Source organism: Sodalis sp. RH16 (assembly GCF_047324245.1).
Taxonomy (GTDB): domain Bacteria; phylum Pseudomonadota; class Gammaproteobacteria; order Enterobacterales; family Enterobacteriaceae; genus Acerihabitans; species Acerihabitans ligni.
In genome coordinates, this window is sequence record NZ_CP178737.1 from 1,842,305 (window position 1) to 1,866,753 (window position 24,449).

Annotated in this window: 18 protein-coding genes; 12 read left to right on the top strand and 6 right to left on the bottom strand. The window is 60.5% G+C overall.

The annotated features are described in order from the left end of the window. The first annotated feature begins 8 nt into the window (after nucleotides 1-8). The 3 genes from ACL2XJ_RS08395 to ACL2XJ_RS08405 are packed head-to-tail and all read left to right on the top strand — an operon-like array spanning nucleotide 9 to nucleotide 3,704. On the top strand, nucleotides 9-938 hold the full coding sequence (locus ACL2XJ_RS08395; RefSeq protein ID WP_413726209.1) for an ABC transporter substrate-binding protein: 930 nt from the start codon (nucleotides 9-11) through the stop codon (nucleotides 936-938). Continuing rightward, the gene (fhuB, locus tag ACL2XJ_RS08400) at nucleotides 931-2,907 is read left to right on the top strand and encodes a Fe(3+)-hydroxamate ABC transporter permease FhuB (protein ID WP_413726210.1); all 1,977 of its coding nucleotides are present in this window, start codon (nucleotides 931-933) and stop codon (nucleotides 2,905-2,907) included. The genes ACL2XJ_RS08395 and fhuB overlap by 8 nt, the downstream gene beginning before the upstream one ends. Nucleotides 2,908-2,918: 11 nt before the next feature. After that, nucleotides 2,919-3,704, top strand: coding sequence for an energy transducer TonB (locus ACL2XJ_RS08405; RefSeq protein ID WP_413726211.1), 786 nt, complete (start codon nucleotides 2,919-2,921; stop codon nucleotides 3,702-3,704). Between the two features lie 39 nt (nucleotides 3,705-3,743). On the opposite strand, the gene ACL2XJ_RS08410 is transcribed toward ACL2XJ_RS08405, so the two are convergent. Then, nucleotides 3,744-4,487, bottom strand: coding sequence for an AraC family transcriptional regulator (locus ACL2XJ_RS08410; protein WP_413726212.1), 744 nt, complete (start codon nucleotides 4,485-4,487; stop codon nucleotides 3,744-3,746). Nucleotides 4,488-4,684: 197 nt separating this feature from the next. Between ACL2XJ_RS08410 and ACL2XJ_RS08415 the strand changes: the two genes are divergently transcribed. From ACL2XJ_RS08415 to ACL2XJ_RS08425, 3 genes are all read left to right on the top strand, one after another. Then, the gene (locus tag ACL2XJ_RS08415; protein WP_413726213.1) at nucleotides 4,685-6,868 is read left to right on the top strand and encodes a TonB-dependent siderophore receptor; all 2,184 of its coding nucleotides are present in this window, start codon (nucleotides 4,685-4,687) and stop codon (nucleotides 6,866-6,868) included. Nucleotides 6,869-7,107: 239 nt separating this feature from the next. After that, a complete protein-coding gene (locus ACL2XJ_RS08420; protein WP_413726214.1) occupies nucleotides 7,108-7,635 on the top strand; it encodes a DUF2778 domain-containing protein in 528 nt (175 codons plus the stop codon). Nucleotides 7,636-7,729: 94 nt separating this feature from the next. Then, the gene (locus tag ACL2XJ_RS08425; protein WP_243701489.1) at nucleotides 7,730-7,873 is read left to right on the top strand and encodes a hypothetical protein; all 144 of its coding nucleotides are present in this window, start codon (nucleotides 7,730-7,732) and stop codon (nucleotides 7,871-7,873) included. A gap of 131 nt (nucleotides 7,874-8,004) precedes the next feature. Here the strand turns inward: ACL2XJ_RS08425 and ACL2XJ_RS08430 are convergent, their stop codons facing one another. Then, nucleotides 8,005-8,487: an Hcp family type VI secretion system effector gene (locus tag ACL2XJ_RS08430; RefSeq protein WP_413726869.1), complete on the bottom strand. Its 483-nt coding sequence runs from the start codon at nucleotides 8,485-8,487 to the stop codon at nucleotides 8,005-8,007. Between the two features lie 552 nt (nucleotides 8,488-9,039). Here ACL2XJ_RS08430 and ACL2XJ_RS08435 point away from each other — a divergent pair. Beyond that, the gene (locus ACL2XJ_RS08435) at nucleotides 9,040-10,698 is read left to right on the top strand and encodes a cyclic peptide export ABC transporter (protein ID WP_413726215.1); all 1,659 of its coding nucleotides are present in this window, start codon (nucleotides 9,040-9,042) and stop codon (nucleotides 10,696-10,698) included. Between the two features lie 57 nt (nucleotides 10,699-10,755). Here the strand turns inward: ACL2XJ_RS08435 and ACL2XJ_RS08440 are convergent, their stop codons facing one another. Then, nucleotides 10,756-10,983, bottom strand: a complete 228-nt coding sequence (locus tag ACL2XJ_RS08440) for a hypothetical protein (RefSeq protein WP_413726216.1) — start codon at nucleotides 10,981-10,983, stop codon at nucleotides 10,756-10,758. A gap of 401 nt (nucleotides 10,984-11,384) precedes the next feature. Here ACL2XJ_RS08440 and ACL2XJ_RS08445 point away from each other — a divergent pair, with 401 nt between their 5' ends. From ACL2XJ_RS08445 to kdpD, 5 genes are all read left to right on the top strand, one after another. Next, nucleotides 11,385-11,474 (top strand): potassium-transporting ATPase subunit F, encoded by a 90-nt coding sequence (locus ACL2XJ_RS08445; RefSeq protein ID WP_132924009.1) that lies wholly within the window; start codon nucleotides 11,385-11,387, stop codon nucleotides 11,472-11,474. After that, complete coding sequence (gene kdpA / locus ACL2XJ_RS08450; protein ID WP_413726217.1) at nucleotides 11,474-13,159, top strand: potassium-transporting ATPase subunit KdpA; 1,686 nt, start codon at nucleotides 11,474-11,476, stop codon at nucleotides 13,157-13,159. Before ACL2XJ_RS08445 ends, kdpA begins: the two co-directional genes overlap by 1 nt. Before the next feature lie 18 nt (nucleotides 13,160-13,177). Further along, nucleotides 13,178-15,226 (top strand): potassium-transporting ATPase subunit KdpB, encoded by a 2,049-nt coding sequence (gene kdpB / locus ACL2XJ_RS08455; RefSeq protein WP_132924007.1) that lies wholly within the window; start codon nucleotides 13,178-13,180, stop codon nucleotides 15,224-15,226. Between the two features lie 16 nt (nucleotides 15,227-15,242). Further along, a complete protein-coding gene (gene kdpC, locus ACL2XJ_RS08460; protein WP_203524552.1) occupies nucleotides 15,243-15,818 on the top strand; it encodes a potassium-transporting ATPase subunit KdpC in 576 nt (191 codons plus the stop codon). A 103-nt stretch (nucleotides 15,819-15,921) separates the two neighbouring features. Next, nucleotides 15,922-18,612, top strand: coding sequence for a two-component system sensor histidine kinase KdpD (kdpD, locus tag ACL2XJ_RS08465; protein WP_413726218.1), 2,691 nt, complete (start codon nucleotides 15,922-15,924; stop codon nucleotides 18,610-18,612). A gap of 101 nt (nucleotides 18,613-18,713) precedes the next feature. Here the strand turns inward: kdpD and malZ are convergent, their stop codons facing one another. The 3 genes from malZ to ACL2XJ_RS08480 form a co-directional block, all read right to left on the bottom strand. Beyond that, complete coding sequence (malZ, locus tag ACL2XJ_RS08470; RefSeq protein WP_413726219.1) at nucleotides 18,714-20,750, bottom strand: maltodextrin glucosidase; 2,037 nt, start codon at nucleotides 20,748-20,750, stop codon at nucleotides 18,714-18,716. Between the two features lie 310 nt (nucleotides 20,751-21,060). After that, on the bottom strand, nucleotides 21,061-22,044 hold the full coding sequence (locus ACL2XJ_RS08475; protein WP_413726220.1) for a spore coat protein U domain-containing protein: 984 nt from the start codon (nucleotides 22,042-22,044) through the stop codon (nucleotides 21,061-21,063). Next, a complete protein-coding gene (locus ACL2XJ_RS08480) occupies nucleotides 22,044-24,449 on the bottom strand; it encodes a fimbria/pilus outer membrane usher protein (RefSeq protein ID WP_413726221.1) in 2,406 nt (801 codons plus the stop codon). The genes ACL2XJ_RS08475 and ACL2XJ_RS08480 overlap by 1 nt, the downstream gene beginning before the upstream one ends.

Sequence of the window (24,449 nt, forward strand, 5' to 3'; positions counted from 1 at the left end):
GCCAAAGCATGCTGTCCCGCCGCGCTTTTCTGCAATTGGCCATGCTGGCCCCTCTCAGCGCCCGCGCGCTGGCGGAGGGGCCGCGGCCGGATGCGGACATGGATAAGATGGCTCTGCCGAATTCGTCGCCCGGGGTTTCGCCGCCGCGGGTGGCGATACTGGATTGGGGACTGACTGAAATGGCGCTGTCGCTGGGGATTGTCCCGGTAGGCGTGTCGGCGCCGGACTGGTATCGCCGGCTGTTCGCCTTACCGGTGCTGCCGCCGCAGGTGCAGGATGTCGGGCTGCTGTTCCAGCCCAACTTCGAGACTCTCAAGGCGCTGAACCTCGATGCCATCATTATCACGCCCGCGCACGCACTGCTGCGGGACGGGCTCACCGGTATCGCGCCGCTGCTGACCTTAGGCAATTGGGGCAGCCGGCCGATGGCGAATATTGAACGGGACACAAGGCTTATGGCCGGGGCATTCGGCCGGGACGGGGCGGCGGACCGGTTGCTGGAGCAGGCGGCGCAGCGGCTGGCCCGGGCGCAAACGCAGCTGGAGCCATTGCGGGGAACGGCGGTGTTTATCGCCACGGTGGTGGACGTACTGCATTTGAAGCTCCAGACCACCGGCGGCTTGTTCGACGAGGTTGCGCGCCGTTTGGGACTTCGGAACGCCTGGCGCGGCGGCGGCAACGGCCAGGGGGAGGCGCTGGTGGAACTCCAGCAGATTGCCGCTACGGCGGATGCGCGGCTGGTTTCGCTGGGAAACAGCGCCGGCGTACCCCCGGCGGCGGATACGCCGTTATGGCGCAGTCTGCCCCTGACGCAGGCCGGCAATATCGTGCCGTTGCCACCCGGCCTTTCTTCGACGGGGGCGATGTTAAGCGCCGTTCGCTTCGCCGAAGCGCTGGCGGCGGGATTGTTGCAGGCGGAGGGCGCGCGCCATGCATGATTTCTTCTGGCGGCGCTCGCCCCGCTGGCTGGGCGGGGCGCTGTTTCTGGCCGCCATCATCCTGGCCTGCCGGCAGTGTCCCTTCCCGTGGCCGTCTTTTGCGGCATTGCTGCGGGGCAGCGATTCCCACGCTATTATCCTGCGGGATATGTGGCTGCCGCGCCAGGCCATGGCGCTGCTGTGCGGCGCCACGCTGGCGCTTTGCGGGCTGGTGATGCAGCGGGCGCTACGCAACCCGCTGGCGGAACCCCTGACGCTGGGCGTGGCGTCCGGGGCATCGCTGGCCCTGACCCTTACCACGCTGCTGGCGCCGGGCTGGCTGCTTTATGGCCGGGAGTGGCCGGCGCTGGGGGGATCCCTGCTGGCGCTGGCGGCTGTATTCATGCTGTCAGCGCGACAATGGCTGTCGCCGATGGCGCTGATTCTGGCGGGGCTGATTGTGAATTTATATGGCGGAGCCGTGACGCTGCTGTTCACCATCATTAACGACCGTTCGCTGCTGTCGGTAATGATTTGGGGCGGCGGAACGCTTGCCCAGCAGGATTGGTCAACCTTTGACTGGCTGCTGCCGCGCCTGCTCCTGTGTCTGCTGCCGCTGCTGATGCTGTTGCGTCCGCTGATGCTGCTCAGCCTGCGCGAGGATATCGGCAGGGGGCTCGGCAGCTCTCCCGGCCTGGTGCGCGGGCTGGCTCTGCTGTGTGCGCTGATGATGTCCAGCCTGGTGATAAGCGCCGTGGGCGTGTTCGGCTTTATCGGGCTGGCGGCGCCCCATCTGGCGGCGGCCTGCGGCGCGCGTACGCTGTACCGGCAATTTTTCTGGTCGCCGCTTATGGGCGCCGGCCTGTTGTGGCTGGCGGATCTGGCGGTGGGCAATATGACGGCGCTCAACGGCATGCTGCTGCCCACCGGCATGATGGTGGCATTGGCCGGCGGTCCCTTGCTGCTGCTGTTTTTACCCCGCGTCAGCCAGGTCCGCTCCGGATTGGTTTCTTCCTCGCCGCCCGCGACGGCCGCCCCGGCCGGATCCTGGCGGCCGATAGTCATTGCCGGCGCGCTGCTGTTGCCGGGCATCGCGCTTTCTTTATCCTTCGGCCACGCCCTGCACGGCTGGCATCTCAGCGGCTGGCAGGAGTTCACCGCCCTGTGGCGCTGGCGAGTGCCGCGCCTGGCGGCGGCGATGAGCGCCGGCGTGCTGCTGGCGGGAGCGGGAGTGCTGATTCAACGCCTTAGCGGCAATCCGCTGGCCAGCCCGGAAATCCTGGGTATCGGCGCCGGCGCGTCGTTAGGTATCACGCTATTTTTACTGCTGTCGGGGGGCGGCAGTTTGCCTTTGTTGATACTGAGCAGCGCGCTGGGGGCCTTTGTTACGCTGCTGGTGACGCTGCTGCAAAATCGCCGCAGCGCGTTCAATCCGGAGCGGGTACTGCTTACCGGACTGGCCATCAGCGCGTTTTTCCAGTCCGTCGCCACGGTGGTGATGGTCAATAACAGCCGCGCCGCCAATATGCTGATGCAGCTGATGAGCGGCAGTACCTACTATGTATCGCCGTTGATGGCCGCTATCGCGGCGGCGAGCGCGGTGCTGCTGCTGCTGCTTGCGCCTCTGTTCTATCGCTGGCTTATCCTGCTGCCGCTGCGGGAAACGGCGCCGTCCCTGGGCGTTAACGTGCCGGCGGCGCGGATGTCGGTGCTGGGGATGGCGGCGCTGATGACCGGTATCGCCACGCTTATCGTTGGACCGCTTTCCTTCGTCGGCCTGCTGGGGCCCCATATCGCCCGCCGGCTCGGCGCGAGGGGGCCGGTGGCGCAGCTGCTGACGGCGGCGATGATTGCCGGGCTTATCATGGCGACGGCGGACTGGATGGGGCGCAATCTGCTTTATCCGCGCCAGCTGCCCGCCGGGCTTATGGCTACCCTGTTGGGCGGTCCGTGGCTGGCATGGTTACTGTTTCGCCGCGGGCGGGGTTAGGAGGAAAGAGGATGGCGAGTTTTCCTTGTAAACCCCGGTACGTCCTGCTGGCGATATTGGCCCACGGCCTGTTGTTATGGGCGGTGGCGGGACAGCGAAGCTCGCCGCCACGGCTGCTGACGCCGGCTTTGCAGCCGGTGATGGAAATAAGCCTGGCGCCGGAACCGGTTGCGCCCGCCCCGCCGATACCCGCCCCGCCGATAAAAGTACCGCCGCCTGTCCTTGCCCGGGATATGCCGGCGCCGCCGCCGCCGGTGAAAGAGCCCGCGCCGTTGCCTGCGGAACCGAAGGCGCCGCCGGCGACTGAACCGGAGCCGCCGTCGCCTGTGCAACAGGTTGCGCAGCCTAAGCCGGTGGAGGTGGGTAAAACTGCCGCCAAACCCGTAAAACGGCTTCACAAACCGGCGCCGCAAAAAACCGCTCCGGCACCCCCGGCGCCCCCGGCGCCGGTAAAAGAGTCTGCAACCGCGGCGGCAAGCCGTGTGCCGGATCAAACCCCAAGGGCGCAGGCAGTCACTCAGCCGGTATTCGACGCGGCTTATCTCAATAATCCGCCGCCGGACTATCCGCGCCTGGCGCGGCGGGCGCATCAGCAGGGCACGGTAATGCTTAACGTGCTGGTGACCGTAGGCGGCGGCGCCGGCGAGGTGAACATCGCGCAAAGCAGCGGCAGCGATGCATTGGACGACGCGGCGCGGCAGGCGGTGAAGCGCTGGCGCTTTATCCCGGCGAAACGCGGCGGTGAGCCGGTTGCCGGCTGGGTGCGCGTACCGGTGGTGTTCCGGCTTGACGGTTAGCCCCGTTGAGAAAGCAAAAAGAGGCTTTCCCGTTGTCGGTTAGTCCCGGCGGGAGAGAAACCGGGCGGGAGTAATACCCAGGTTTTTTTTGAACATGGTATTAAAACTGCGGGCGTTCATATAGCCCGTCTCGGCGGCCGCCTGTTTAACCGGCAGGCCTTGCGCCAATCGCAGTATGGCCTGCTGTAGACGATTCCGCCGCCGCCAGTCGCCGAAGGTCAGGCCGGTTTGGCGCACAAAACGACGGGCCAGCGTGCGCGGCTCGATACCGGTATGTTCACTCCACCAGGCCAACGGACGGTCATCGTCGGGACGCTCGTCCAGATACCGGCAAACAGCCGCCAGCCGGTGGTCGGCGGGCTGCGCCAGCCAGACGGCGGCACCGGTCCGGCTGCGGTCCAGTTCGCTGCGTATCAGCGGCAGCGTCGGAGGCGGGACATCACCGTTACCCTCATCAATGACCCGCATCAGCAACGCATGCAGCAATGGCGAAATGTGCCGCGCGGCCGCGTGTTTTTCCCACGCCGGATTGTCTCCCGACATGTACAGGCTTAGCACCGGCGCATCGGTGAGGGATAACCAGCTATGAGGCTGCCCGCCCGGCAGCCAGACGGCCGTCAGGGCCGGAGATATCCAGCACTCCCCCCGCGTAAAGACCTGCAGGCCCCCCCGGCAGGCGTAGATCAGCTGGCCCTCTTCATGAGAGTGCCAGCCCTGGCCTTGCCCGGCGGCATAGGTATGTATCCAGCCGCTGACCTTGGGGGAAATAATGCTGAGCGACATGACCGGTCCTCCAGGGCGGGTGATTGCGGTAAAAAGCGACAATGATTGTCACTCTTGCTGACTTCCGGCGGGATATGTCCCGAAGCGAACACTATGACCGCTGTTTTTTTAAAAGTAAATGATTATCATTTCGTTCATTAGGCGATCTAATAAATAACCATAATCATTTAACTTATTGATTCCGAGGGGATTCATCAATGAATTTGCTCCTGTCCGTTCGCCGCTGGGCGCCGGTTTTGGCTCTTACCTTTACCCATGCCATGACTGCCAGCGCCGCCGTCGCCAGCGCGGACGCTGCCGGCACAGCCCCCGCCGCTACCCTATCGGCGAAGGGCGTTCCAGAGGCGCCGGCCGATTCAGTCACGTTGCCGGCGGTGCGGGTGACCGCCGGCAATGAGCTGGACGCCGTCAGCGAAGGCACGCAAAGCTATGCCGCCGGGGCGGTTACGCTATTCGGCAAGCAGCCCGTGGCGACTAAGGATATCCCCAGCTCGGTATCGGTGGTGACCCGCCAGCGCATGGACGACCAGAATATGACCACGGTAAGCGATGCGCTGAATTACAGTACCGGTATTACCGCCGTGGACTACGGCGACGGCACCACGTATTTCAAGTCGCGGGGATATGACGTCGGCATCGAGTTTGACGGCGTACCCCTGGCCAGCGGCATTCAGTATGAGCCGCAGTTTGACCTGGCGATGTACGATCGCGTGGAAGTGTTCCGTGGTCCGTCCGGACTGATGGATGGCGCCGGCGAGCCCGGCGGCACCGTTAACCTGGTGCGTAAAATGCCTGCCGACACCTTTCATTTTGGCTCTCAAACCAGCATCGGCAGCTATGGCGACTATCGCCAGCAGCTGGATGTCACCGGGCCGATGAACGACGAAGGGACGCTGCGCGGACGGGCGGTGGTGGTAGGCCAGGATCAGCATACTTTCCTGGAAAATGAAGTGAACAAGCACGTCATGGCTTACGGCGCATTGGAATATGACGTCTCCCCCGCGACGATGCTGTCTTTTTCCGGTGGAATACAAAGCAATCCCCTGCGAGGCTTTGACTACGGACCGTCCCTGTATACCGATGGCAGCCCGGTTCATGGCCGCACCACCAGAAACTATAGTCCGGACTGGAACTACAGCGATATCAACATGCAGGAAGCGAACGCCGTTCTGTCACATACTTTCAGCAATGACTGGAAATCCCGGACTACGCTCTTTTACCGGCATATCCTGTCCAAATCCGACTACGCCTATTCCGGCGGCGGGGTGGACCCGCAGACCAATGAATCGGATTATACCGGACAGCGGCAACGCATCGTCAACGACTGGTTCGGCCTCGACAGCAATCTCTCCGGGCCGGTGTCGGCCTTCGGGCGCCGGCACACGCTGACGCTGGGGGCCAATTACCAGCTTAACAAGCAGAGCAGCCGCAGCGGATTTGCCGATCTCGGTAATTACGATATTTTCTCCCCCAATGATATTCCCCGGCCGGACATTGATTTCACCAGCGGCACCCGCCAGCGTATTCAGCAGGCGGGAGTCTACGGACAGGGCAACATCGAGCTGGCCGACCCGCTGCATCTGATCCTCGGCGGTCGTCTGGCGGCGTTCAGCCAAAAGAGCCAGCCTTTCCTGCCGGACAGCGGCGATTGGACCACCAGCTATAACGAGCGCCACAAATTTGTCCCCTACACCGGACTGGTGCTGGATTTGACGCCGCAGATTGCCACCTATGTGAGTTATACCAAGATCTTCTCGCCGCAGTCCGCCACCACGTGGGACGGACAAGGATTGCCGCCCCGTGCCGGCGAACAGTACGAAACCGGCATCAAAGGTGATTTCATGGATCACCGTTTGCAAAGTTCGCTGGCGTTGTTCCGCATCAATGACGAACACCGCGCCATTGACGATCCGGATCATCCCACGGGCTCCGTGGCCGGCGGCCGGGCCCGCAGCGATGGCCTGGAACTGGAACTTAACGGTAATATCCTGCCGCAGTGGGATATCTACGCCAGCTATACGCTGCTGACCGCCAATTATGTCAACGACCCCACCTACGGAAATGCGCGTTTTGATGATGAAGAGCCGCGCCAGCAGGCCAAGCTCTGGACCCTTTGGCATTTCCGCGGAGGCGCTCTGGATGGTTTTCGCGTCGGCGGCGGCGTACGGGCGCAAAGCGAGACCGATCGCGATGCATGGCAGCAAGGGGGATATGCTTTGGTTGATCTTCAGGCCGGGTACCGCTTCAACAAACATTTAGATGCCAGCCTGACGTTGAATAATGTATTTGATCGCGACTATTACGCCCGCGTACCGTCCAGCTACTTCAGCGAACGTGGCGAGCCGCGCAATGTCATGCTGACAGTGAGCGTCGATTATTGAGGGTTTCGCCTTGACGGCCAGTTCCGTTGATAAAGCAAAACTTGGCTTTCCCCTGAGCATTCGATGACCCATTGAGACGAACACCTGTTTGAGCTCCGTTGGGTAAACGGTAAATATACTATGTAAGGCTGTTTGAAGGGTGACATGCCTAAATAACGTTGTCACCGCGAAAATCCCAATAGAAAATTATTAGTAATATATTGATATTTAATATTTTTATGGAGATGAGCCGCTAAATTATGCCTTTGCACGGGAAATTCATAATAAACGATGCATATTTTTGCCCATTCATTATCCCTGGCATAGGTACCTTTCTGGCCTACTCCGGGAAAGATCAGTACCGCAACCGTGCAGGTTGCGTCGGGATTCCTGGCCTAGGTCCAATACCACAGGGACGCTATCATATTGTTGACCGTCCCACCGGCGGCTGGAAAGGTGTACTCCGTACTGACCTGCATGATGCCTATTCATGGGTTACGCCAACACCCGTTATCAAAGCAGAGTGGTTTGCTCTATATCGGGATGAAGGAAGCATAAATGATCATACATGGATAAATGGCGTTAAACGCGGAAACTTCCGGTTACATCCCCCGGGTCCGATGGGAATATCGCTGGGCTGCATTACCTTGCTGCATCGCTCAGATTTCCTCGCGATTCGCCAGGCTTTGCTTTCGACTCAGCAGGTTAAGTTATCTAACGGTTTAAGGTCTTATGGGATGATTGAGGTAATACTGAATGGAAGCGCGACGTGTTCCAACGGGCTTTAGATTAATGATATTTATATTCATTTTTTTGCTGACTTTCCTATTGCTGCGGCCCTCCACGCCAGTGACCGACGCAGAGTACTCTTTTTGGAATAAGATGGCCGATTACTTTGGTGAACTGGATGTAGAAGGCTTTGTGGGACTGGCATTACTGATTACCTGCCCCATCTTTACCATTATTGTCTACCAGATGGTCATCCGGCTGGCAGAAAAACTTATTAAGATGTCGGTTATCGATTAGAAGGCGAAGTTAATTCCTCCTTCCTCCACGTCGCTTCTTGACCCTTAAAATCAAAGGGCAGTCCCCCATAAGGAGCTAACACGCCGTGTCAGACATACTAAAAAGATCCAGAGGTTGCCCGGTCTACTTTATTAACGGTCTTCCCAGCTATCAGTAAACTGGATGTTTCCTTCACAGTATTTCCAAGTAATCTTTTCATACATCAGAGCCACAGACTCCATATGGTTTACTGCTGACAATCCGGCCATCTTTGCATTCGGCATTCCCGGATTCACAGAGACGACCTTCACCCCCTCAAGTTTCATATTAAAATATTCTTCTTCCTGGCCGGCATCGTTTATGCGGTACCACCGGAATTCAGCAGATTTGAGCGTCTGCCCCTTCGATACGGCTTTATAGAGATAAGGACTCGATGAATCGAACTCTTTTTCAAAGGCAATCGGAGCATGGTAGCGTTTGCCGGTGATTTTACCCGTGGCGGGGTCAACAGGGAGATTAACTCCGTGTGCAAAGCCGATAACCTCAATACTTCCTTGCCGTCCATCGACGTCTACGGTTCCTTTAATATCGGCGCCGCCATCATCTTTAAGCCATAAATACACAGGAATTGGCATGTTCGTTCCTTTTAAGGTTCCATGTTTAATCACGGTTAAGGTAAGAGATTGACTTGGAGATAGGAGATTATCTGACGCCAGTCCTTTTTTAAGCAGCTCAAACTGCTCCATTACGATGTACTCAGGGTCTACGGCCCAACCATTTGGAAACTTTTCGGGTTTACCGTCATATTCTGCCGACGTCCGGCTAAGACATGCCCACGGAGGGTAAATCCAATGGCTCATGCCTCGTATTATACAGACGCGCTGGCAACCTATCGTCAATGACGGATTCGGCTTGCATAGCCATCTTTCAGCGAACGTGGCGAGCCGCGCAATGTCATGCTGGCAGTGAGCGTCGATTATTGAGGGTTTTGTCGGTTGGGGCATTGCTGGCCGGAACATCGCCGGACGGACAGTTGCTGTCTTTCCGGCGTATTTTTTGGGGGAATCCCGCCGAGCGGACAGGGGAATGGGTGACGCGGCCATCAAGGCAATTACAATGGCCGACATGGATTATAAGCTAATATTCAGCCGCTGTTATGCAAGCCGGCCGCTGTCTGGAGTGTGGTTATGCGTACCTTGTTACAGTTGGCCCGTGATGCCGGAGGATTATTATTGCTGGCATTGATTGCCAGCGTGGTGAGTGGATTCAGCAATGCGTCGCTCATAGCCCTGATCAACAAAACCCTCACCGTCGAGGCGGCTGGATTGGCGTTGCTGGGACGGACCTTTATCGCGCTGACCCTGCTGATGCTTATCACCCGCGTGCTGTCCGAAACGGTATTTATGTATCTTGGCCAGCGCGCCAAAGCCCGGCTGCGCAACGAGGTGGTGGCCTGTATCGGCGACGCCGGCCTGCAAAGCGTCGAGAGCCTGGGCATGTCGCGGGCGATGGCGGTGCTGACGCAGGATTTGGATACTATCGTGGTGTTTTTTGTCGGCCTGCCCAACCTGGTGATGTATGGGGCGGTGATCGCCGGCTGCCTGTGCTACCTCGGTCTGCTCTCCTGGCCGGTATTGCTGTGCGCCCTGGTGACCATCACGTTGGGTTCGCTGGGCTTCTGGCTGATTCATGGCCGGGCGCTGACGCTGCTACGCAGTTCCCGGCGGCGCGAGGATACGCTGCTGCATCTGTTTCGCGCGCTGTTTGATGGCGTGAAAGAGCTCAAGCTCAACCCCGTCCGCCGCCGGCGGTTTATCAATAACGAAGTGGCGACAAATATCGAAGCGGTGCGCGCAGAACGCACCCGCGGTTATGTGCTGTATGGCATGGCCACCAGCTGGGGCAGCTTCCTGTTTTTTGCCTTTATCGGCGGCGTGCTGTTCTTGCTCGGACGCTGGCTCCCCCTTAGCCATCCGGTTATAACCGGCTATGCGATGGTTTTTCTGTATATGATTATCCCCATCGAAGGGCTGCTGTCCGCCCTGCCGAACATCGCCACCGCGCGAGTGGCGCTGGCGCGTATCCAGGACGTGCGGCGGCAATTGCCGGCAGAGCCCCTCCAGCGCGCCGCGCCGATGCCGGCGTTGAAAAGCCTTTCCCTTTGCGGCGTTACCCACCATTACCGGCGTGAACTGGATAACGCCTCTTTCCTGCTCGGCCCCATAACCCTGACCTTACGGCCCGGCGAACTGACGTTTGTCATCGGCGGCAACGGCAGCGGCAAAACCACCTTGGCCAAACTGCTGGTGGGACTTTATCCCCCGGAGGAGGGCGTTATCCTGCTTAATGGCGAGCCTGTGGGCGAAGCGGACTGGGAACGCTACCGCCAGTGTTTCTCGGTGGTGTTCAGCGATTTTTATCTTTTCGATGATGTCAGCAGCGAACGTCCCGCCGATGACGGACAAATATCAACGCTGCTGGCGGCGCTGCAGCTGGAGCACAAGGTCAGCATCCGGCAGGGGCGGTTTTCGACCACCGCCCTGTCCCAAGGCCAGCGCAAGCGTTTGGCGCTGTTGCTGGCCTGGACCGAAGATCGCCCTTTCTATCTGTTCGATGAATGGGCAGCCGATCAGGACCCCGCCTTTAAGGCGGTGTTTTACCGGCAAATTTTGCCCGATCTGAAAGCTCGGGGGAAAACCGTACTGGTGATAACCCATGACGATGCCTATTTCCCCTCGGCGGACCGGCTTATCAAGCTGGACGCCGGTCAGATAGTCTCGGATATCAGACAGGAGGGGCCGGTATGGGATAACAGCCGGCTCCACGCCGGGCAATCGGGAGGCTAGGCGGCGCATGCCGGGTTCTTTGCCGGCGCCGCGAACGGTTGGCCGTGCCGGTTTATTTTATCGGGTGCCGGTGTTTTTTACCGGCGCGCAATGGGGCGGTTGACTCAAGGCTTTACCGGCCTGCAATTTGCTGTTTATCTGCAGCAGGATTTCCGGATGCGCCAATAGATATTCGGCGGCGATTTTGCCTATTTGCGCCTGTTGTTCCGGTGAAAGTTCAGTCGTGTCATCGGGAAATTCCGGTGCCGGCACCGGCGATATAGCCAGTGCGGCCTCGGCTGCCATTAAGCACGGTATTAATATAAGAATATTAATCAGCAGAGTTTTCATTGTCGTCGTCCTCAAGGACCTGACGTCGTCGTAGACCGGGAGCGGGTCCGTCGCTTTCATTCCACTGATATTCAATGGCGATGAAATAGATATTTCCGGTAAAGAAATACCCCCTATTAACGCATCATACTTAATTTAATCGGTGTGAAATAAAAAAGCCGTAAAAATCGCTCTTGAGAGTATAAAATTTTTGTATAAATCGGTGCGGGCTGAATTAAAAGATATATTAATTGAGAGTGTTGGGAAGAGGGACCATTTTTATATTATTTTTACACGCCGCGCCATTATTTTTACGCGGCCTTTTCATTCAAAACATTACACTCAATCCTACCTCAATTCCCCTGTGGAGACGCATTGTGAATTTTTCACTGCTCGCCGGCATTGTGCTGGTGTTTTTATTGCTGGGCTATTTGATTTACGCCCTGGTTAAGGCGGAGGAGTTCTGATGGCTGCCAGCGCATTTTTATTGCTCGCCGGGTATATGGTGGTGTTGATGATTTTGGCCCGTCCTTTGGGCCGGGGACTGACGGGACTGATTAATGACCGGCCGGCGCCGGGTTTCGCCGGGGTCGAGCGGCTGATATGGCGCGTATGCGGCATCGGCACCGACAGTATGCGGTGGAGCGGTTATTTATGGGCCGTCCTGTTATTTAATGCCTTGGGTATCCTGATTCTGTTCGTTCTGTTGCTGTTACAGGGGGTACTGCCGCTGAATCCGCAGCACCTGCCCGGCCTGTCCTGGCATTTGGCGCTCAATACCGCCATCAGTTTTGCCAGTAATACCGACTGGCAATCCTATGGCGGCGAAAGCACCATGAGTTATTTCAGCCAGATGGCCGGACTGACGGTACAGAACTTTTTGTCGGCGGCCACCGGTATCGCCGTGGCCTTCGCGCTGATCCGGGGGTTCGCCAATCGTTCGGTGGCGACGCTGGGCAACGCCTGGCGGGATATCTACCGTATCACCCTCTATGTACTGTTGCCGATTTCGCTGATTATCGCCCTGATTTTCATCAGCCAGGGCACACCGCAGAATTGGGCGGATTACCTGCCGATACACACCCTTGAAGGCGCGAAGCAAATTCTGCCCATGGGGCCGGTGGCTTCGCAGGAAGCCATCAAAATGCTGGGAACCAACGGCGGCGGCTTTTTTAACGTGAACTCCGCTCACCCGTTCGAAAATCCCGATGCCTTGACCAATTTTATTCAAATGCTCGCCATTTTCCTGATTCCCGCCGCGCTGTGTTTCGCTTTTGGCGATGCCGTTCGCGACCGGCGCCAGGGAAACGCCTTGCTGTGGGCCATGTCGGTGATGTTTATCGTGGCGGCGGTGGCGGTGATGTGGGCCGAACTGAACGGTAATCCGCATTTGCTGGCCCTCGGCGCCGACAGCGCCATCAATATGGAGGGCAAAGAAACCCGCTTCGGTATCCTCAATTCCAGCCTGTTTGCCACCATTACCACGGCCGCGTCCTGCGGGGCGGTGAATGCCATGCACGATTCGTTCACCGCGCTGGGCGGCATGGTGCCGATGTGGCTGATTCAGCTAGGGGAAGTGATTTTCGGCGGCGTGGGCTCCGGCCTGTACGGCATGCTGCTGTTCGTGCTGCTGGCGGTGTTTATCGCCGGGCTGATGATTGGCCGTACGCCGGAATATCTGGGTAAAAAAATCGATGTATGGGAAATGAAAATGACCGCCCTGGCTATCCTTATCACCCCGTCGCTGGTCCTGTTGGGCACGGCCTTGGCCATGATGACCGCCGCCGGCCGCGGCGGAATGTCGAACCCAGGTACCCATGGTTTCAGCGAGGTGCTCTATGCCGTCTCTTCCGCCGCCAATAATAACGGCAGCGCCTTCGCCGGCCTAAGCACCAATACGCCGTTCTGGAACATATTGCTGGCGGTGTGCATGCTGCTGGGCCGCTATGGGCCCATTGTGCCGGTGATGGCCATTGCCGGTTCGCTGGCGGTAAAAAAAGTGCAGCCGGTGGGCAACGGAACCTTGCCGACGCACGGTGTGCTGTTTATTTCGCTGCTGGTAGGCACAGTGATGCTGGTGGGCGCGCTGACATTTATCCCCGCCCTGGCGCTCGGCCCGATCGCGGAACATCTGCAATTGTTAGGTCATTAATCGCCGGAGAAATTTTCCATGAGTCGTAATCAAAAGTCATTGTTTGACGCGGCGTTAGTGCGTGTCGCCATGGTGGATGCCGTTAAAAAGCTGGACCCGCGGGTACAGTTCCGCAATCCGGTGATGTTTGTCGTTTATTTAGGCAGTATTTTAACCGCGCTGCTGTCCGTGGGGATGGCGGCGAGGCTGGTGGCCGGGTCCGCCGGTTTTTCGGCGGCTATCTCCGTTTGGCTGTGGTTTACCGTGCTGTTCGCCAACTTTGCCGAAGCGCTGGCGGAAGGCCGCAGCAAGGCCCAGGCGGAAAGCCTGCGCGGGGTGCGAAAAAGCAATTGGGCCAAGAAGCTCTCCCAGCCTCATCATGACGCCGAACAACACAAAGTCGCGGCGGATTCATTGCGCAAAGGGGACGTGGTGCTGGCGGAAGCGGGGGACATTATCCCCTGCGACGGCGAGGTGCTGGAAGGGGGGGCCTCGGTGGACGAAAGCGCCATCACCGGTGAATCCGCGCCGGTCATCCGCGAGGCGGGAGGTGATTTTGCCTCCGTCACCGGCGGGACGAGGATTTTATCCGACTGGCTGGTGATTCGCTGCAGCGTCAACCCCGGCGAAACTTTCCTCGACCGCATGATTGCCATGGTGGAGGGGGCCAAGCGCCGCAAGACCCCTAATGAGATAGCCCTCACCATCCTGCTGGTATCGCTGACAATTGTTTTATATTTAGCCACCGTCACGCTGTGGCCATTTTCCGCCTGGGGCGGCGAGCCGGTGAGCGTCACGGTGCTGGTGGCCTTATTGGTGTGCCTGATCCCCACTACCATCGGCGGTTTGCTGTCCGCCATCGGCGTGGCAGGCATGAGCCGGATGCTGGGGGCCAATGTGATCGCCACCAGCGGCCGCGCCGTCGAAGCGGCGGGGGATATTGACGTTTTGCTGCTGGATAAAACCGGCACCATTACGCTTGGAAACCGGCAGGCCACCCGGTTCGTCCCGGCGGCGGGCGTCAGCGAGCAGCAAATGGCCGCCGCCGCGCAGCTGGCCTCCCTGGCGGATGAAACGCCGGAAGGCCGCAGCATCGTGGTGCTGGCAAAGCAGAAATACAATCTTCGGGAGCTCGATATACAGAGTCTGGATGCCACCTTTATTCCTTTCTCGGCCCAGACCCGCATGAGCGGGGTGAATTTACAGCAGCGCATGATTCGCAAGGGGGCGGTGGATTCCATTCGCCGGCATATCGAATCCAACGGGGGCCGTTTTCCCGTTGAAGTGACCCGTATGGTGGAAGAGGTGGCGCGCGGCGGCGGCACGCCCCTGGTGGTATCGGAAGATGCCCGGGTGATGGGGGTGGTGGCGCTGAAGGATATCGTTAAGGGCGGCATCAAAGAGCGTTTCGCCGAACTGCGCCGCATGGGTATCAAGACCGTGATGATTACCGGCGACAATCCGCTGACCGCGGCGGCAATCGCCGCCGAGGCGGGAGTGGATGATTTTCTGTCGGAAGCCACGCCGGAAGCCAAGCTGGCGCTCATCCGTCAATACCAGGCCGAAGGGCGGCTGGTGGCAATGACCGGCGACGGCACCAACGACGCCCCGGCCCTGGCCCAGGCGGATGTGGCGGTGGCCATGAACTCCGGCACCCAGGCGGCCAAGGAGGCGGGCAATATGGTGGATCTGGATTCCAATCCCACCAAACTGCTGGAAGTGGTGCATATCGGTAAACAGATGCTGATGACCCGCGGCTCCCTGACCACCTTTAGTATCGCCAACGACGTTGCCAAGTATTTCGCCATTATTCCGGCGGCCTTTGCCGTGACCTATCCGGAGCTGAACCGGCTGAATGTGATGCATTTGCACTCCCCCGGTTCGGCAATATTGTCGGCGGTGATCTTTAACGCGCTGGTGATTGTGTTCCTGATCCCCCTGGCGCTGAAGGGAATCAGTTACCACCCCATGAGCGCCGCCGCGCTGCTGCGCCGTAATCTGCTGATTTACGGTCTGGGCGGCCTGCTGGTGCCTTTCGTCGGCATCAAGCTTATCGATATTGTGCTGACCGTCGCGGGCCTGGCCTAAAAAAAGAGGAATTATGATGAGTCAATTACGTCCGGCCGTGCTGTTAATGATATTGCTGACGCTGATGACCGGCGCCGTGTATCCGCTGCTCACCGGCGCGCTGGGGCAGTGGTGGTTCCCCGGCCAAGCCCAGGGTTCGCTGTTGGATATCGGCGGTGAAATACGCGGTTCCACCCTGATCGGACAGTCCTTTGTCCGTCCGGAATATTTTCAGGGCCGTCCGTCCGCCACGTCGGATTCCCCCTATAATGCATTGGCGTCCTCCGGCAGTAATCTGGCGGCGGGCAATCCGGATCTGGACAAGGCGTTTAAACAGCGTATAGCCGATCTGCGCGCCGCCAACCCTCTGGCCGCCCCGGCGGTACCGGTGGATCTGGTTGCCGCTTCCGGCAGCGGGCTGGACCCGGAAATTTCCCCCGCCGCCGCCCAATGGCAGGCGCAGCGGGTAGCGGCGGCGCGCCGGCTGCCCCTGGAAACGGTGCAGCGGCTGATTGAGGAAAACACCTCTCGTCCGCCGCTTTATTTTCTCGGCGACCCGGCGGTGAATGTGCTGGAGCTGAATATCGCCTTGGATTCCGTGCCGCGGCCTTAATAAGGCGGAGCGAGAGAAAAGCCGACCGTCCGCGCGGGTGCGTGGGCGGTCTTGTTGGTAAACGCTGCGCCGTCCTGTTTCCACCAGCCGGCAAGGAGCCTGTATGAACGAGGAGCAACAGCGTCCCGATCCCGATGCGCTGTTAGTGCAAGCCGGGAATCCGCGCCGCGGCAAGCTCAAAGTCTATTTCGGCGCCTGCGCCGGGGTGGGCAAAACCTGGGCGATGCTGCAGGAGGCGCGCCGTCTGCGCGCTCAGGGGCTGGATGTGCTGGTGGGGGTGGTGGAAACCCACGGCCGGGCGGAAACCGCGGCGCAGCTGGAAGGACTTGCGGTCCTGCCCAGACGGGCCGCAGGCCGGCACCGGCATCAGGAGTTCGATCTGGATGCGGCGCTGGCCCGCAGGCCGGCGGTCATCCTGATGGATGAGCTGGCGCACACCAATGCCCGCGGCTCCCGCCATCCGAAGCGCTGGCAGGACGTTGACGAACTGCTTAATGCCGGTATCGATGTCATCACCACGGTGAATGTCCAGCATCTGGAGAGCCTGAACGATATCGTCAGCGGCGTGACCGGCATCCGGGTGCGCGAAACCGTGCCGGATCCCTTTTTCGACTCCGCCGATGAAGTGGTGCTGGTGGATCTGCCCCCCGATGATCTGCTGCAACGGCTGAAAGAGGGCAAAGTGTATATCGGCGATCGCGCCGAACGGGCCATTGAGAACTTTTTCCGTAAAGGCAATCTGTTCGCTTTGCGGGAACTGGCGTTGCGCCGCACCGCCGATCGGGTGGACTTACAAATGCGCGCCTGGCGGGACGTCCAGGGCCGGGAAAAAGTCTGGCATACCCGGGATGCCATTCTGCTGTGCATCGGCAATAACGCCGGCAGCGAGAAACTGGTGCGCACCGCCGCCCGGCTGGCGGCCAAGCTCGGCAGCGTCTGGCATGCCGTGTATGTGGAAACGCCGGTATCGCACCGCCTGGCCGAACCGCGCCGCCGCGCTATTTTGCGTACCCTGCGGCTGGCCCAGGACCTGGGGGCGGAAACGTCCACCCTGTCGGACCCTGATGAAGTCAGGGCGGTGCTGCGCTACGCCCGGGAGCACAATCTCGGTAAAATCATCATCGGCCGGCGTCCGGCGCGGCGCTGGCGGCGGGACAGTTTTGCCGATCGGCTGGGGCGGCTCGGCCTGGACCTTGATCTGGTGATCGTGGCCCTGGATGAGCGGGTGGAAGCCGCTCCCGGCCCGCTGCAGGATAACCGGTCGTTTATCGATAAATGGCGGGTGCAGCTGCGGGGCTGCGTCGCGGCGATGCTGCTCTGCGCGCTGATTACCCTCGGCGGCAAATGGCTGTTGCCCGGCGTGGATGCCGTTAACCTGGTAATGATTTATCTGCTGGGGGTGGTGATCGTCGCCCTGCGTTACGGCCGCTGGCCTTCGGTGGTGGCGACGGTGCTGAACATCGTGGTTTTCGACATGGTGTTTGTCGCGCCTACCGGCACCATGGCGGTGTCGGACGTGCAGTATCTGGTGACGTTCGGCGTGATGCTGGCGGTGGGCATCATCATCGGCAATCTGACGGCGGGGGTCCGTTATCAGGCACGGGTGGCGCGCTACCGTGAACAGCGGGCCCGGCATCTTTATGAAATGTCCCGCGCGTTGAGCAGCGCCCGGGACGTGAACGATATCGTCGCCACCTGCCAGCGCATTATCAATATCACCCTGCAGGCGCGCAGCGAGCTGTTATTGCCTCGGGAAAACGGCGATCTCGGCCGGGTGGGTGAAACCAACCTTACCTCGATTCCCGACCGCGCCATCGCCCGCTGGAGTTTTGACCGGGGCCTGCCCGCCGGCGCCGGTACGGATACGCTGCCGGGGGTTCCCTGGCAGATGTTGCCGCTCAAGACCACCGGCAACGTTCTCGGCCTGTTGGTGATTGAGCCGGCGAATCTGCGCCAGCTGATGATCCCCGAGCAGCAGCGCATGCTGGAAACCTTCACCGTACTGCTGGCCGGGGCGCTGGAGCGCATGGAACTCACCCGGCGCGAAGAGCGCGCCCGGCTGTCCGCCGAACGGGAAGAGCTGCGCAATTCCCTGCTGGCGGCCCTGTCCCATGATTTGCGCACGCCGCTGACGGTGCTGTTCGGCCAGTCGGAAATCCTGACGCTGGATTTGGCGGCGGAAGGCTCGAAGTACGCGCCGCAGGCCAGCCAGATTCGCCAGCAGACCCTCAGCACCATTCGTCTGGTGAACAATCTGCTGGATATGGCGCGAATTCAGTCGGGGGGTATCAATCTGCGGGCGGAGTGGGTGGCGCTGGAAGAGGTGGTGGGCGGCACGCTGAAAATCATGGAGCCGTTGCTGAACGGCCGCCAGGTCCAGCTCGATCTGCCGGACCATCTGCTGTTGATTAACGCCGACGGCCCATTGCTGGAACGGGTATTCAACAACCTGCTGGAGAATGCCCTAAAATACGCCGGCGAGCACGCCCAACTGGGTATCCGGGCCGAACAGCGCCAGGATCGGCTGGAAATCGAAGTCTGGGACAGCGGCCGCGGTATTCCGGAAGGGCAGGAAACCGCCATTTTCGAAAAATTCGCCCGCGGCACCAAGGAATCTGCGGTGCCCGGCGTGGGATTGGGCCTGGCCATCTGCAAAGCCATCGTTGAAATGCACGGCGGACATATTCGCGCCGGCAACCGGCCGGAAGGGGGCGCCTGCTTTTATATTCAACTGCCCATGGGGCAGCCGCCCGCGCTGCCGGAAGAGCAGGAGGAAACGCTCCCGCCGGAGTGATGTGTCCGCCGGCAGGCCGCCGTTATCCTTTCCGCGACGCCTGCCTTCGTTGTGCGAGTAACGCGCAGCGGGAGCGCCACTGCCATACGGCTTACGTGCGGCTAAGCAAGGTCTGCGGCCAGGCGGAGCCTTTGCCCCGCCTTGCCCCGCCACAGGGTGACGCTGTCTTCCGGCAGCACCAGCCCGTCGCTGGTCTGGATCCCCTCCCCCTCAAGCCGTTGCCACGCCACGCCGGACAGCAGCGGAGACCAGGGCAGCGTCGCCTGCCCCCCCTCGCCGCGCTGCAATGCCACCAGGATCCGTTCCTGCTGATAGACCCGCACGAACACCAGCAGGCCTTCCCGGGCAATCACTACCTGGCAGCCGCCGTAACGCAGCGCCGGGCTGTCGTGCCGTAACCAGGCCAGGCGGCGGTACAGTCCCAGCAGCGCCTGGTCCTGATCCGCCTCATGCCAGGGGAAGGGTTTACGGCAAAACGGATCGTTGCCGCCGTCCAATCCCACCTCATCGCCGTAATAGATACAGGGCGCCCCCGGCCAGCAGAACAGCCAGACCACCCCAAGCGCCAGACGGCGGCCATGGCTGCCGAGCACCGTGATAAAGCGCGGGGTATCGTGACTGTCCAACTGATTGAACATGCGCAGCTGCTGCTGATGGGACAATCCGGCGCGGTACTCCTCCAGCCACCGGGCGCACTCCTGCGCCGTCAGCGAGATAGGATGGCCGGCGATATCTTTCCCGGCCAGAAAGGCCCATACCGGCAGGGTGAATCCGCGATAGTTCATCGCCGCGTCTTCCGCATCCGCCTGAAGCCAGGGGCGGGCGTCGCCAAAATGCTCTCCCACTATAAAGGACTGAGGGTTCACCGATTTTGCCGCCCGGGTGATGCCGTTGATGTGATGCAAATTGTTTTTCGCGCCGCCGGATTCTCCCAACATATGCGCCACGTCCAGCCGCCAGCCGTCTATTTGCCACGGAGGGCGCAGCCAGTGGCGCACCACGCTGTCCTTGCCGCTGTAGATTTCATGCACCAGCGCGGAAGAGGCATAATCGAGCTTCGGCAGGCTGGCATGGCCTTTCCAGTCCAGCGCCTCGCCTTCAGGAGTGAAGCTGTACCATTGCCGGTGGAGTGAATCGGGGTGATGACAGGCGCCGTTTCCTCCCGCGTCGTCACGATCAAACCACGGATGGGTCTCGCCGGTATGGTTGAATACGCCGTCCAGGATCAGGCGCATCCTAAGCCGTTGAGTGGCCTTGCGCAGCCGCAGCAGCGCCTGATCGCCGCCAAACCGTTCATCCACATGGCGGTAATCCTTGGTATCGTACTTATGCACGCTGGGGGCGGAAAATATCGGGTTAAAATACAGGGCGGTCACGCCCAGCCGAGTCAGCCAAGGCAGCTTTGCCACCACGCCGTGCAGATCGCCGCCGAAAAAGGTGCCGGCGCTGCCATCTTCTTCAAAGTTTTGCCCCCAGCCCTGAGCGCACCCCGCCGACGGTTCACCCGGCAGAAAATCGTTATCCATCTCCGCTGTTGCCTGGCCGGGGCCGCGATTACCTGCTGCCGCTGCGGCCTGGTGGGGATCGCGATTTGACGCTGCCGTTACCGGCAGGATGTGGCCATGGTTATCGGCTGCCGCCGCGGCTTGGCGGGCCGCTCCCGGCTCGGCCGGCAGAGGATGGCGGCTGTCGGACGATATACCCCGCCCATAGGCGCCATTGAGATCGGCGCCGGCGGCGAAGCGGTCGGTGAAAATCTGGTAGAACACCTGATCCGCCACCCATTGCGGACCGTTATCGGGCAGATCAACGGCAAATTGCGCCATCTGTCCGGGCGGCGCGGCGCTCCAGCCCAACGGCGTGAACCAGCGCTGGCTCTCTTGCCAGAGCAATTTAAAACAGTAACGCCGGCGCGGCTGCCCGGTGTCCAGTGGAATCTCGGTACGGTACCGCCGGCACCCCAGGCCGGACTGCTCCGGCAGAAGCTGCATAGGGAGCAGCCACTCTTCATTGTCCTGCTCATAACGCAGCAGCGCGGCATCCGGCAGTTCATCTCCCGCCAGCCACAAAGAGAGGATGAGATGCCGGTTACGCTTTTGCATAAAGGGCGCCACCGGAAGATGCCAGGCCTGCAACATACATAACCCTCTTTCTGATGCCTAAAACAACCTACTTTGCCATATATCCACCGGCCCGCCCTCCTCTCCCCCGAACGCAAACAGGGGGGAGCCGGGGGGAGGAGGCGGCATGGCAAGCCCGCGATCACCGATGCTGAAGTGGGCGTGTTAAAGGGAGAGCGTGCTGATGGAGTCGAAGCGGGCATGGTTTTCCTGCCCGCCAGAGCGCCCCACAGCGCGCTAGGCCCGCCAACACCGGAGCCTGTAGCGGCGTGTTAAACGGAGGTCCGCCGCCAGACTTCCGGCACAGGGCAACGCGGCGGATGCCGGCTTAAAAAGAGAGATCCACCACCAGATTATCGCTATAGGTGCCGGCGGGCGGCGTGGCCTGGCCTGATAAAATTTGGGCCACATAGTTATAGGAACGCAGAGTGCCGTCGGTGCTGACGCCGCTGGCCAGGCTGCTGGACCAGCGATCGCCGCCGGTGTCGCCCCAGCGGCCGCCCCCGCTCCCTTTAAAAATATCATAGCTGATAAAGGAACCGCCATTGGCCATGTTCCGGACATTGTTCACCGCATTGTTGCCGTAATTCACTCCCACCGTATAGGTGCTGCCTTTGGTACAAATCACCGTAATGGACTGGGACACGGGACTGAACGCGGTAAGCAGCGGCGCATTGCCGAAGCTGATATTAGGGGCGGTAATCGTGGTGCAATCGTTGGTAATGGCAAGACTGACGGTCATGGGCACCACCGCGGAACCCGACTGGAGGCCGCCGGGCATGCACTGGCCCACGGCGCCGATGCCGGTACAAATCGCATAGCTGGTAAGCACATTCAGGGTGCCGCTATAGCTGCCGGCGGCCACGTTCTGGCCGGTAAGAGTGCGGATAAAAAGCGGAATGGAAAAATTCAATCCCCCCATCAGCCCGATCAGGTTAACCAACTGGCCGGAGTCATAGCTGGCCGGCGGACCGTTTACCGTCAGTTCCGTCGAGCAGTTGGCGGTGGAGCACAGCTGAATCGGGATCTGGTCGCCGCCGTTGTCATGTTTCAATACCGCACGGCCGCCGCTGATATGGGTTGCGCCGGTGAGCTGCAAACGGATGTAGTTGTCACCCAGCAGCGACAGGGTACTGCCCGAACCGCAGTTGAGATTGATATTGCCGCTGGCGGAGGAAACGCTGCTGTTAACGGTAAAGGATGTCACCGTACCCAGGCCGGCGGATGACGGAGGCAACTGGCAGGCGCCCTGGGCGCGCCAGCACAGGGCGATGGATAACATCATCAGGGCGGATAGCATTAAGCGGGTCATCACGGGGATTCCTCAAAAGGGGAAAGGGGGCAGGTCAGCGGCCCGTAGGTTTGCAATGGCCGGGGTTTGCCGCCGGGCAAGGCCAGAAACGCGGTACAACGGCGACCGTCCGGCGTGACGGCCCGCAGGCTATTCTCAGCGCCGAGATTATCCACCCAGGCGGTTCCGTCCCAGCCCACGTACTCTATGGACTGACCATCGCGCAATATTCGGCTGCCGGCCGGCAGAGGCTGGCCCTGTTGGTCGTGGAGAACGATCGCGGCGGCGCGCAGCGGTTCAATGGGAAAATGCAGCAAATAGCCGCTTCTGCGGCGCACCGCCACCCGCTGCTCAACGTTTTCCACCGACAGGTCGAGGGGCAGCGCCCGGGTATCGATATCGTATTTCGCCGGATAATAGGCGCTGATTCCCGGCACCAGCAGATAACCCTGTTCGTCGGTGCTTCCCACCAATTGATTTTCATAACGCACCGGAATATCGGGATAATCGGTTTTCACCAGGGCAAAGGCATTGCTTAATTGATCCGCCGCCAGCAAATGGCCGTCCATCAATACCAATGCGCCGTTCATATCGCCCCAAAGGGTGCCGCTGCCACCATAGCCGTACAATCCCGCCGAGGTTTTGAGGTGAGCATTGCGCCAGTTAAGAGTGGCCTGACGATAATCGCTCTCACGCTGTCGGCGGGCATAGGACAGATCCCAGCTAAAACCGCCGTCGCTGGGCATGGCGTGGGTTACCGATACGCGCTGGGCCGTGCCGCCGGGGCGATCGCGCTCCAGGCCGGCGCTGGCGCTGGCCCGCCCGCCGAAGGGGATCACCAGCGAGACGGCGCCGGAGCAGTCACGCTGCCCGGGGTCGTATGTGGCGGTGATAAACAGGCTGGATTCACGCCACAGGGATCTGCTCCAGGAAGCATTCCACAGGCGGATAGTTTCTCCCGCCGCGGTGCGGATATCGATATAGGTCGCGCCGACGCTGCCGTAGGGCTCCAGCGACAGGCTGGCATAATATTGCCCGCTGCGGCGATTGAGGGTCCAAAGGGCATCGGACATATGGTGCGCCCCGCTGTCCAGTATCGTCAGATTGCCGAAACGGCCGCTGCGCACCGTATGCCGCATACCCAAGCTGAAGTAGCGATTGTTATAGTCATAACCCCAGTCATATTGGCCGCCATGGTCGCCGTACGTTCTGCTGTGGGTGACCGCGCCGTTCGCCACTCCCCACCGACCCAGCTTATACAGACTGCCCGCGCCCGCCAACGCCAGGGATTGCGCCCCTTCCGCATGGCTTTCCAGCGTCCATCCATCGTTAATACCCTGCCGGTAGGATCCGCTGGCCACCGGGATAGCGTAGTCGGCGTTGCGCAATCCGTAAGCCCGGCGCAGCGCGCCGGCGGCAAGGGAATAGTCCGGCAGGCCCGGCTTTAATAGACTGCTGGAAATATAAAAGGGCTGCGTGGTGGTGACCCGGCGGCCCAAGGCGTCGGTGGTCACCACCACCGCTTCCCCCGCCCCGTTAATGAAAGGCAGGTTATTGAAGGCGTACGGACCGGGCCGTACCTCGTTGCTGCCGGCCCGATAGCCGTCGACGAACAGATCAACCGTGGCGGGAACCGCCGCCCGTCCGGCAAACGAGGGCAAAGGGTAAGTCACGAGGTCCGGGCGCAGCGCAAAGTCCCTGGCGATTTGTATCCCGCCGATACGCACGCTGCCGCTCCATGACAGGGCATTGGTGATGACATCCCCGGCTTTCCAGCTTAAGGCGCTATCCTCATCCTGATCGGCCCAGTAGGTGTCATAACGGATATAACCCTTGGCGGCGCTGCCCGTACCGGATAACGGCTGTTCAATTACGCCATCGGTGGAAAAATGCCCAAACCGGCCGAAAGCGCGCCATTCATTCCAGACGGCAACGCGCGTAGCGCCGCGATTGATGCGGCTGCCGTAGATATCATAATTGAGCAGGGCGCCGGTGCTGGTCAGCCCTTCATGTCGCGGGCTTCCCGGCGCGCCGGTAAAGGTTTGCTGCGGCAGCCATTCCGGCGGCACGGTTAATTTCAATAGCCGCCGTTGCCGGTCATAAATGACGTTCACCTGCGCCATGGCGGTGACGTCGGTTTCCACCGCCGCCAGCTGATCGGTGGGCAGCCCGGCCTGGGCCAAATCCGCCGAACGCAGCAGATAATGTCCGTTGTCGAACGCCACCGGCACAATCCTTCCGCTGTCGAAATCGTTGACCACCAGTTCCAGCATATGGCGCTGGCGCGTCTGCCCCGGAGCCAACGCCGGCGGCGGCGGGAGGGTATCGAAGGTTTCCGCGCCGCCGGCCAGGGGCGCGAGCAAGCCGCAATAGCCGGTAAGGGCCAAAGAGAAACGGCGCAGAGCAGGGCGAGGGGGCCGGTCCAT

Excerpts from the sequence above, each read along its gene's own strand:
- ACL2XJ_RS08405 (WP_413726211.1), top strand. The coding sequence starts at position 2,919 with ATGGCGAGTTTTCCTTGTAAACCCCGGTACGTCCTGCTGGCGATATTG.
- ACL2XJ_RS08430 (WP_413726869.1), bottom strand. The coding sequence starts at position 8,487 with ATGCCAATTCCTGTGTATTTATGGCTTAAAGATGATGGCGGCGCCGAT.
- fhuB (WP_413726210.1), top strand. The coding sequence starts at position 931 with ATGCATGATTTCTTCTGGCGGCGCTCGCCCCGCTGGCTGGGCGGGGCG.
- malZ (WP_413726219.1), bottom strand. The coding sequence starts at position 20,750 with ATGTTGCAGGCCTGGCATCTTCCGGTGGCGCCCTTTATGCAAAAGCGT.
- ACL2XJ_RS08395 (WP_413726209.1), top strand. The coding sequence starts at position 9 with ATGCTGTCCCGCCGCGCTTTTCTGCAATTGGCCATGCTGGCCCCTCTC.
- kdpC (WP_203524552.1), top strand. The coding sequence starts at position 15,243 with ATGAGTCAATTACGTCCGGCCGTGCTGTTAATGATATTGCTGACGCTG.
- ACL2XJ_RS08410 (WP_413726212.1), bottom strand. The coding sequence starts at position 4,487 with ATGTCGCTCAGCATTATTTCCCCCAAGGTCAGCGGCTGGATACATACC.
- ACL2XJ_RS08425 (WP_243701489.1), top strand. The coding sequence starts at position 7,730 with ATGGCCGATTACTTTGGTGAACTGGATGTAGAAGGCTTTGTGGGACTG.
- kdpB (WP_132924007.1), top strand. The coding sequence starts at position 13,178 with ATGAGTCGTAATCAAAAGTCATTGTTTGACGCGGCGTTAGTGCGTGTC.
- kdpA (WP_413726217.1), top strand. The coding sequence starts at position 11,474 with ATGGCTGCCAGCGCATTTTTATTGCTCGCCGGGTATATGGTGGTGTTG.
- ACL2XJ_RS08475 (WP_413726220.1), bottom strand. The coding sequence starts at position 22,044 with ATGACCCGCTTAATGCTATCCGCCCTGATGATGTTATCCATCGCCCTG.
- ACL2XJ_RS08440 (WP_413726216.1), bottom strand. The coding sequence starts at position 10,983 with ATGGCAGCCGAGGCCGCACTGGCTATATCGCCGGTGCCGGCACCGGAA.
- ACL2XJ_RS08415 (WP_413726213.1), top strand. The coding sequence starts at position 4,685 with ATGAATTTGCTCCTGTCCGTTCGCCGCTGGGCGCCGGTTTTGGCTCTT.
- ACL2XJ_RS08420 (WP_413726214.1), top strand. The coding sequence starts at position 7,108 with ATGCCTTTGCACGGGAAATTCATAATAAACGATGCATATTTTTGCCCA.
- kdpD (WP_413726218.1), top strand. The coding sequence starts at position 15,922 with ATGAACGAGGAGCAACAGCGTCCCGATCCCGATGCGCTGTTAGTGCAA.
- ACL2XJ_RS08435 (WP_413726215.1), top strand. The coding sequence starts at position 9,040 with ATGCGTACCTTGTTACAGTTGGCCCGTGATGCCGGAGGATTATTATTG.
- ACL2XJ_RS08480 (WP_413726221.1), bottom strand. The coding sequence starts at position 24,449 with ATGGACCGGCCCCCTCGCCCTGCTCTGCGCCGTTTCTCTTTGGCCCTT.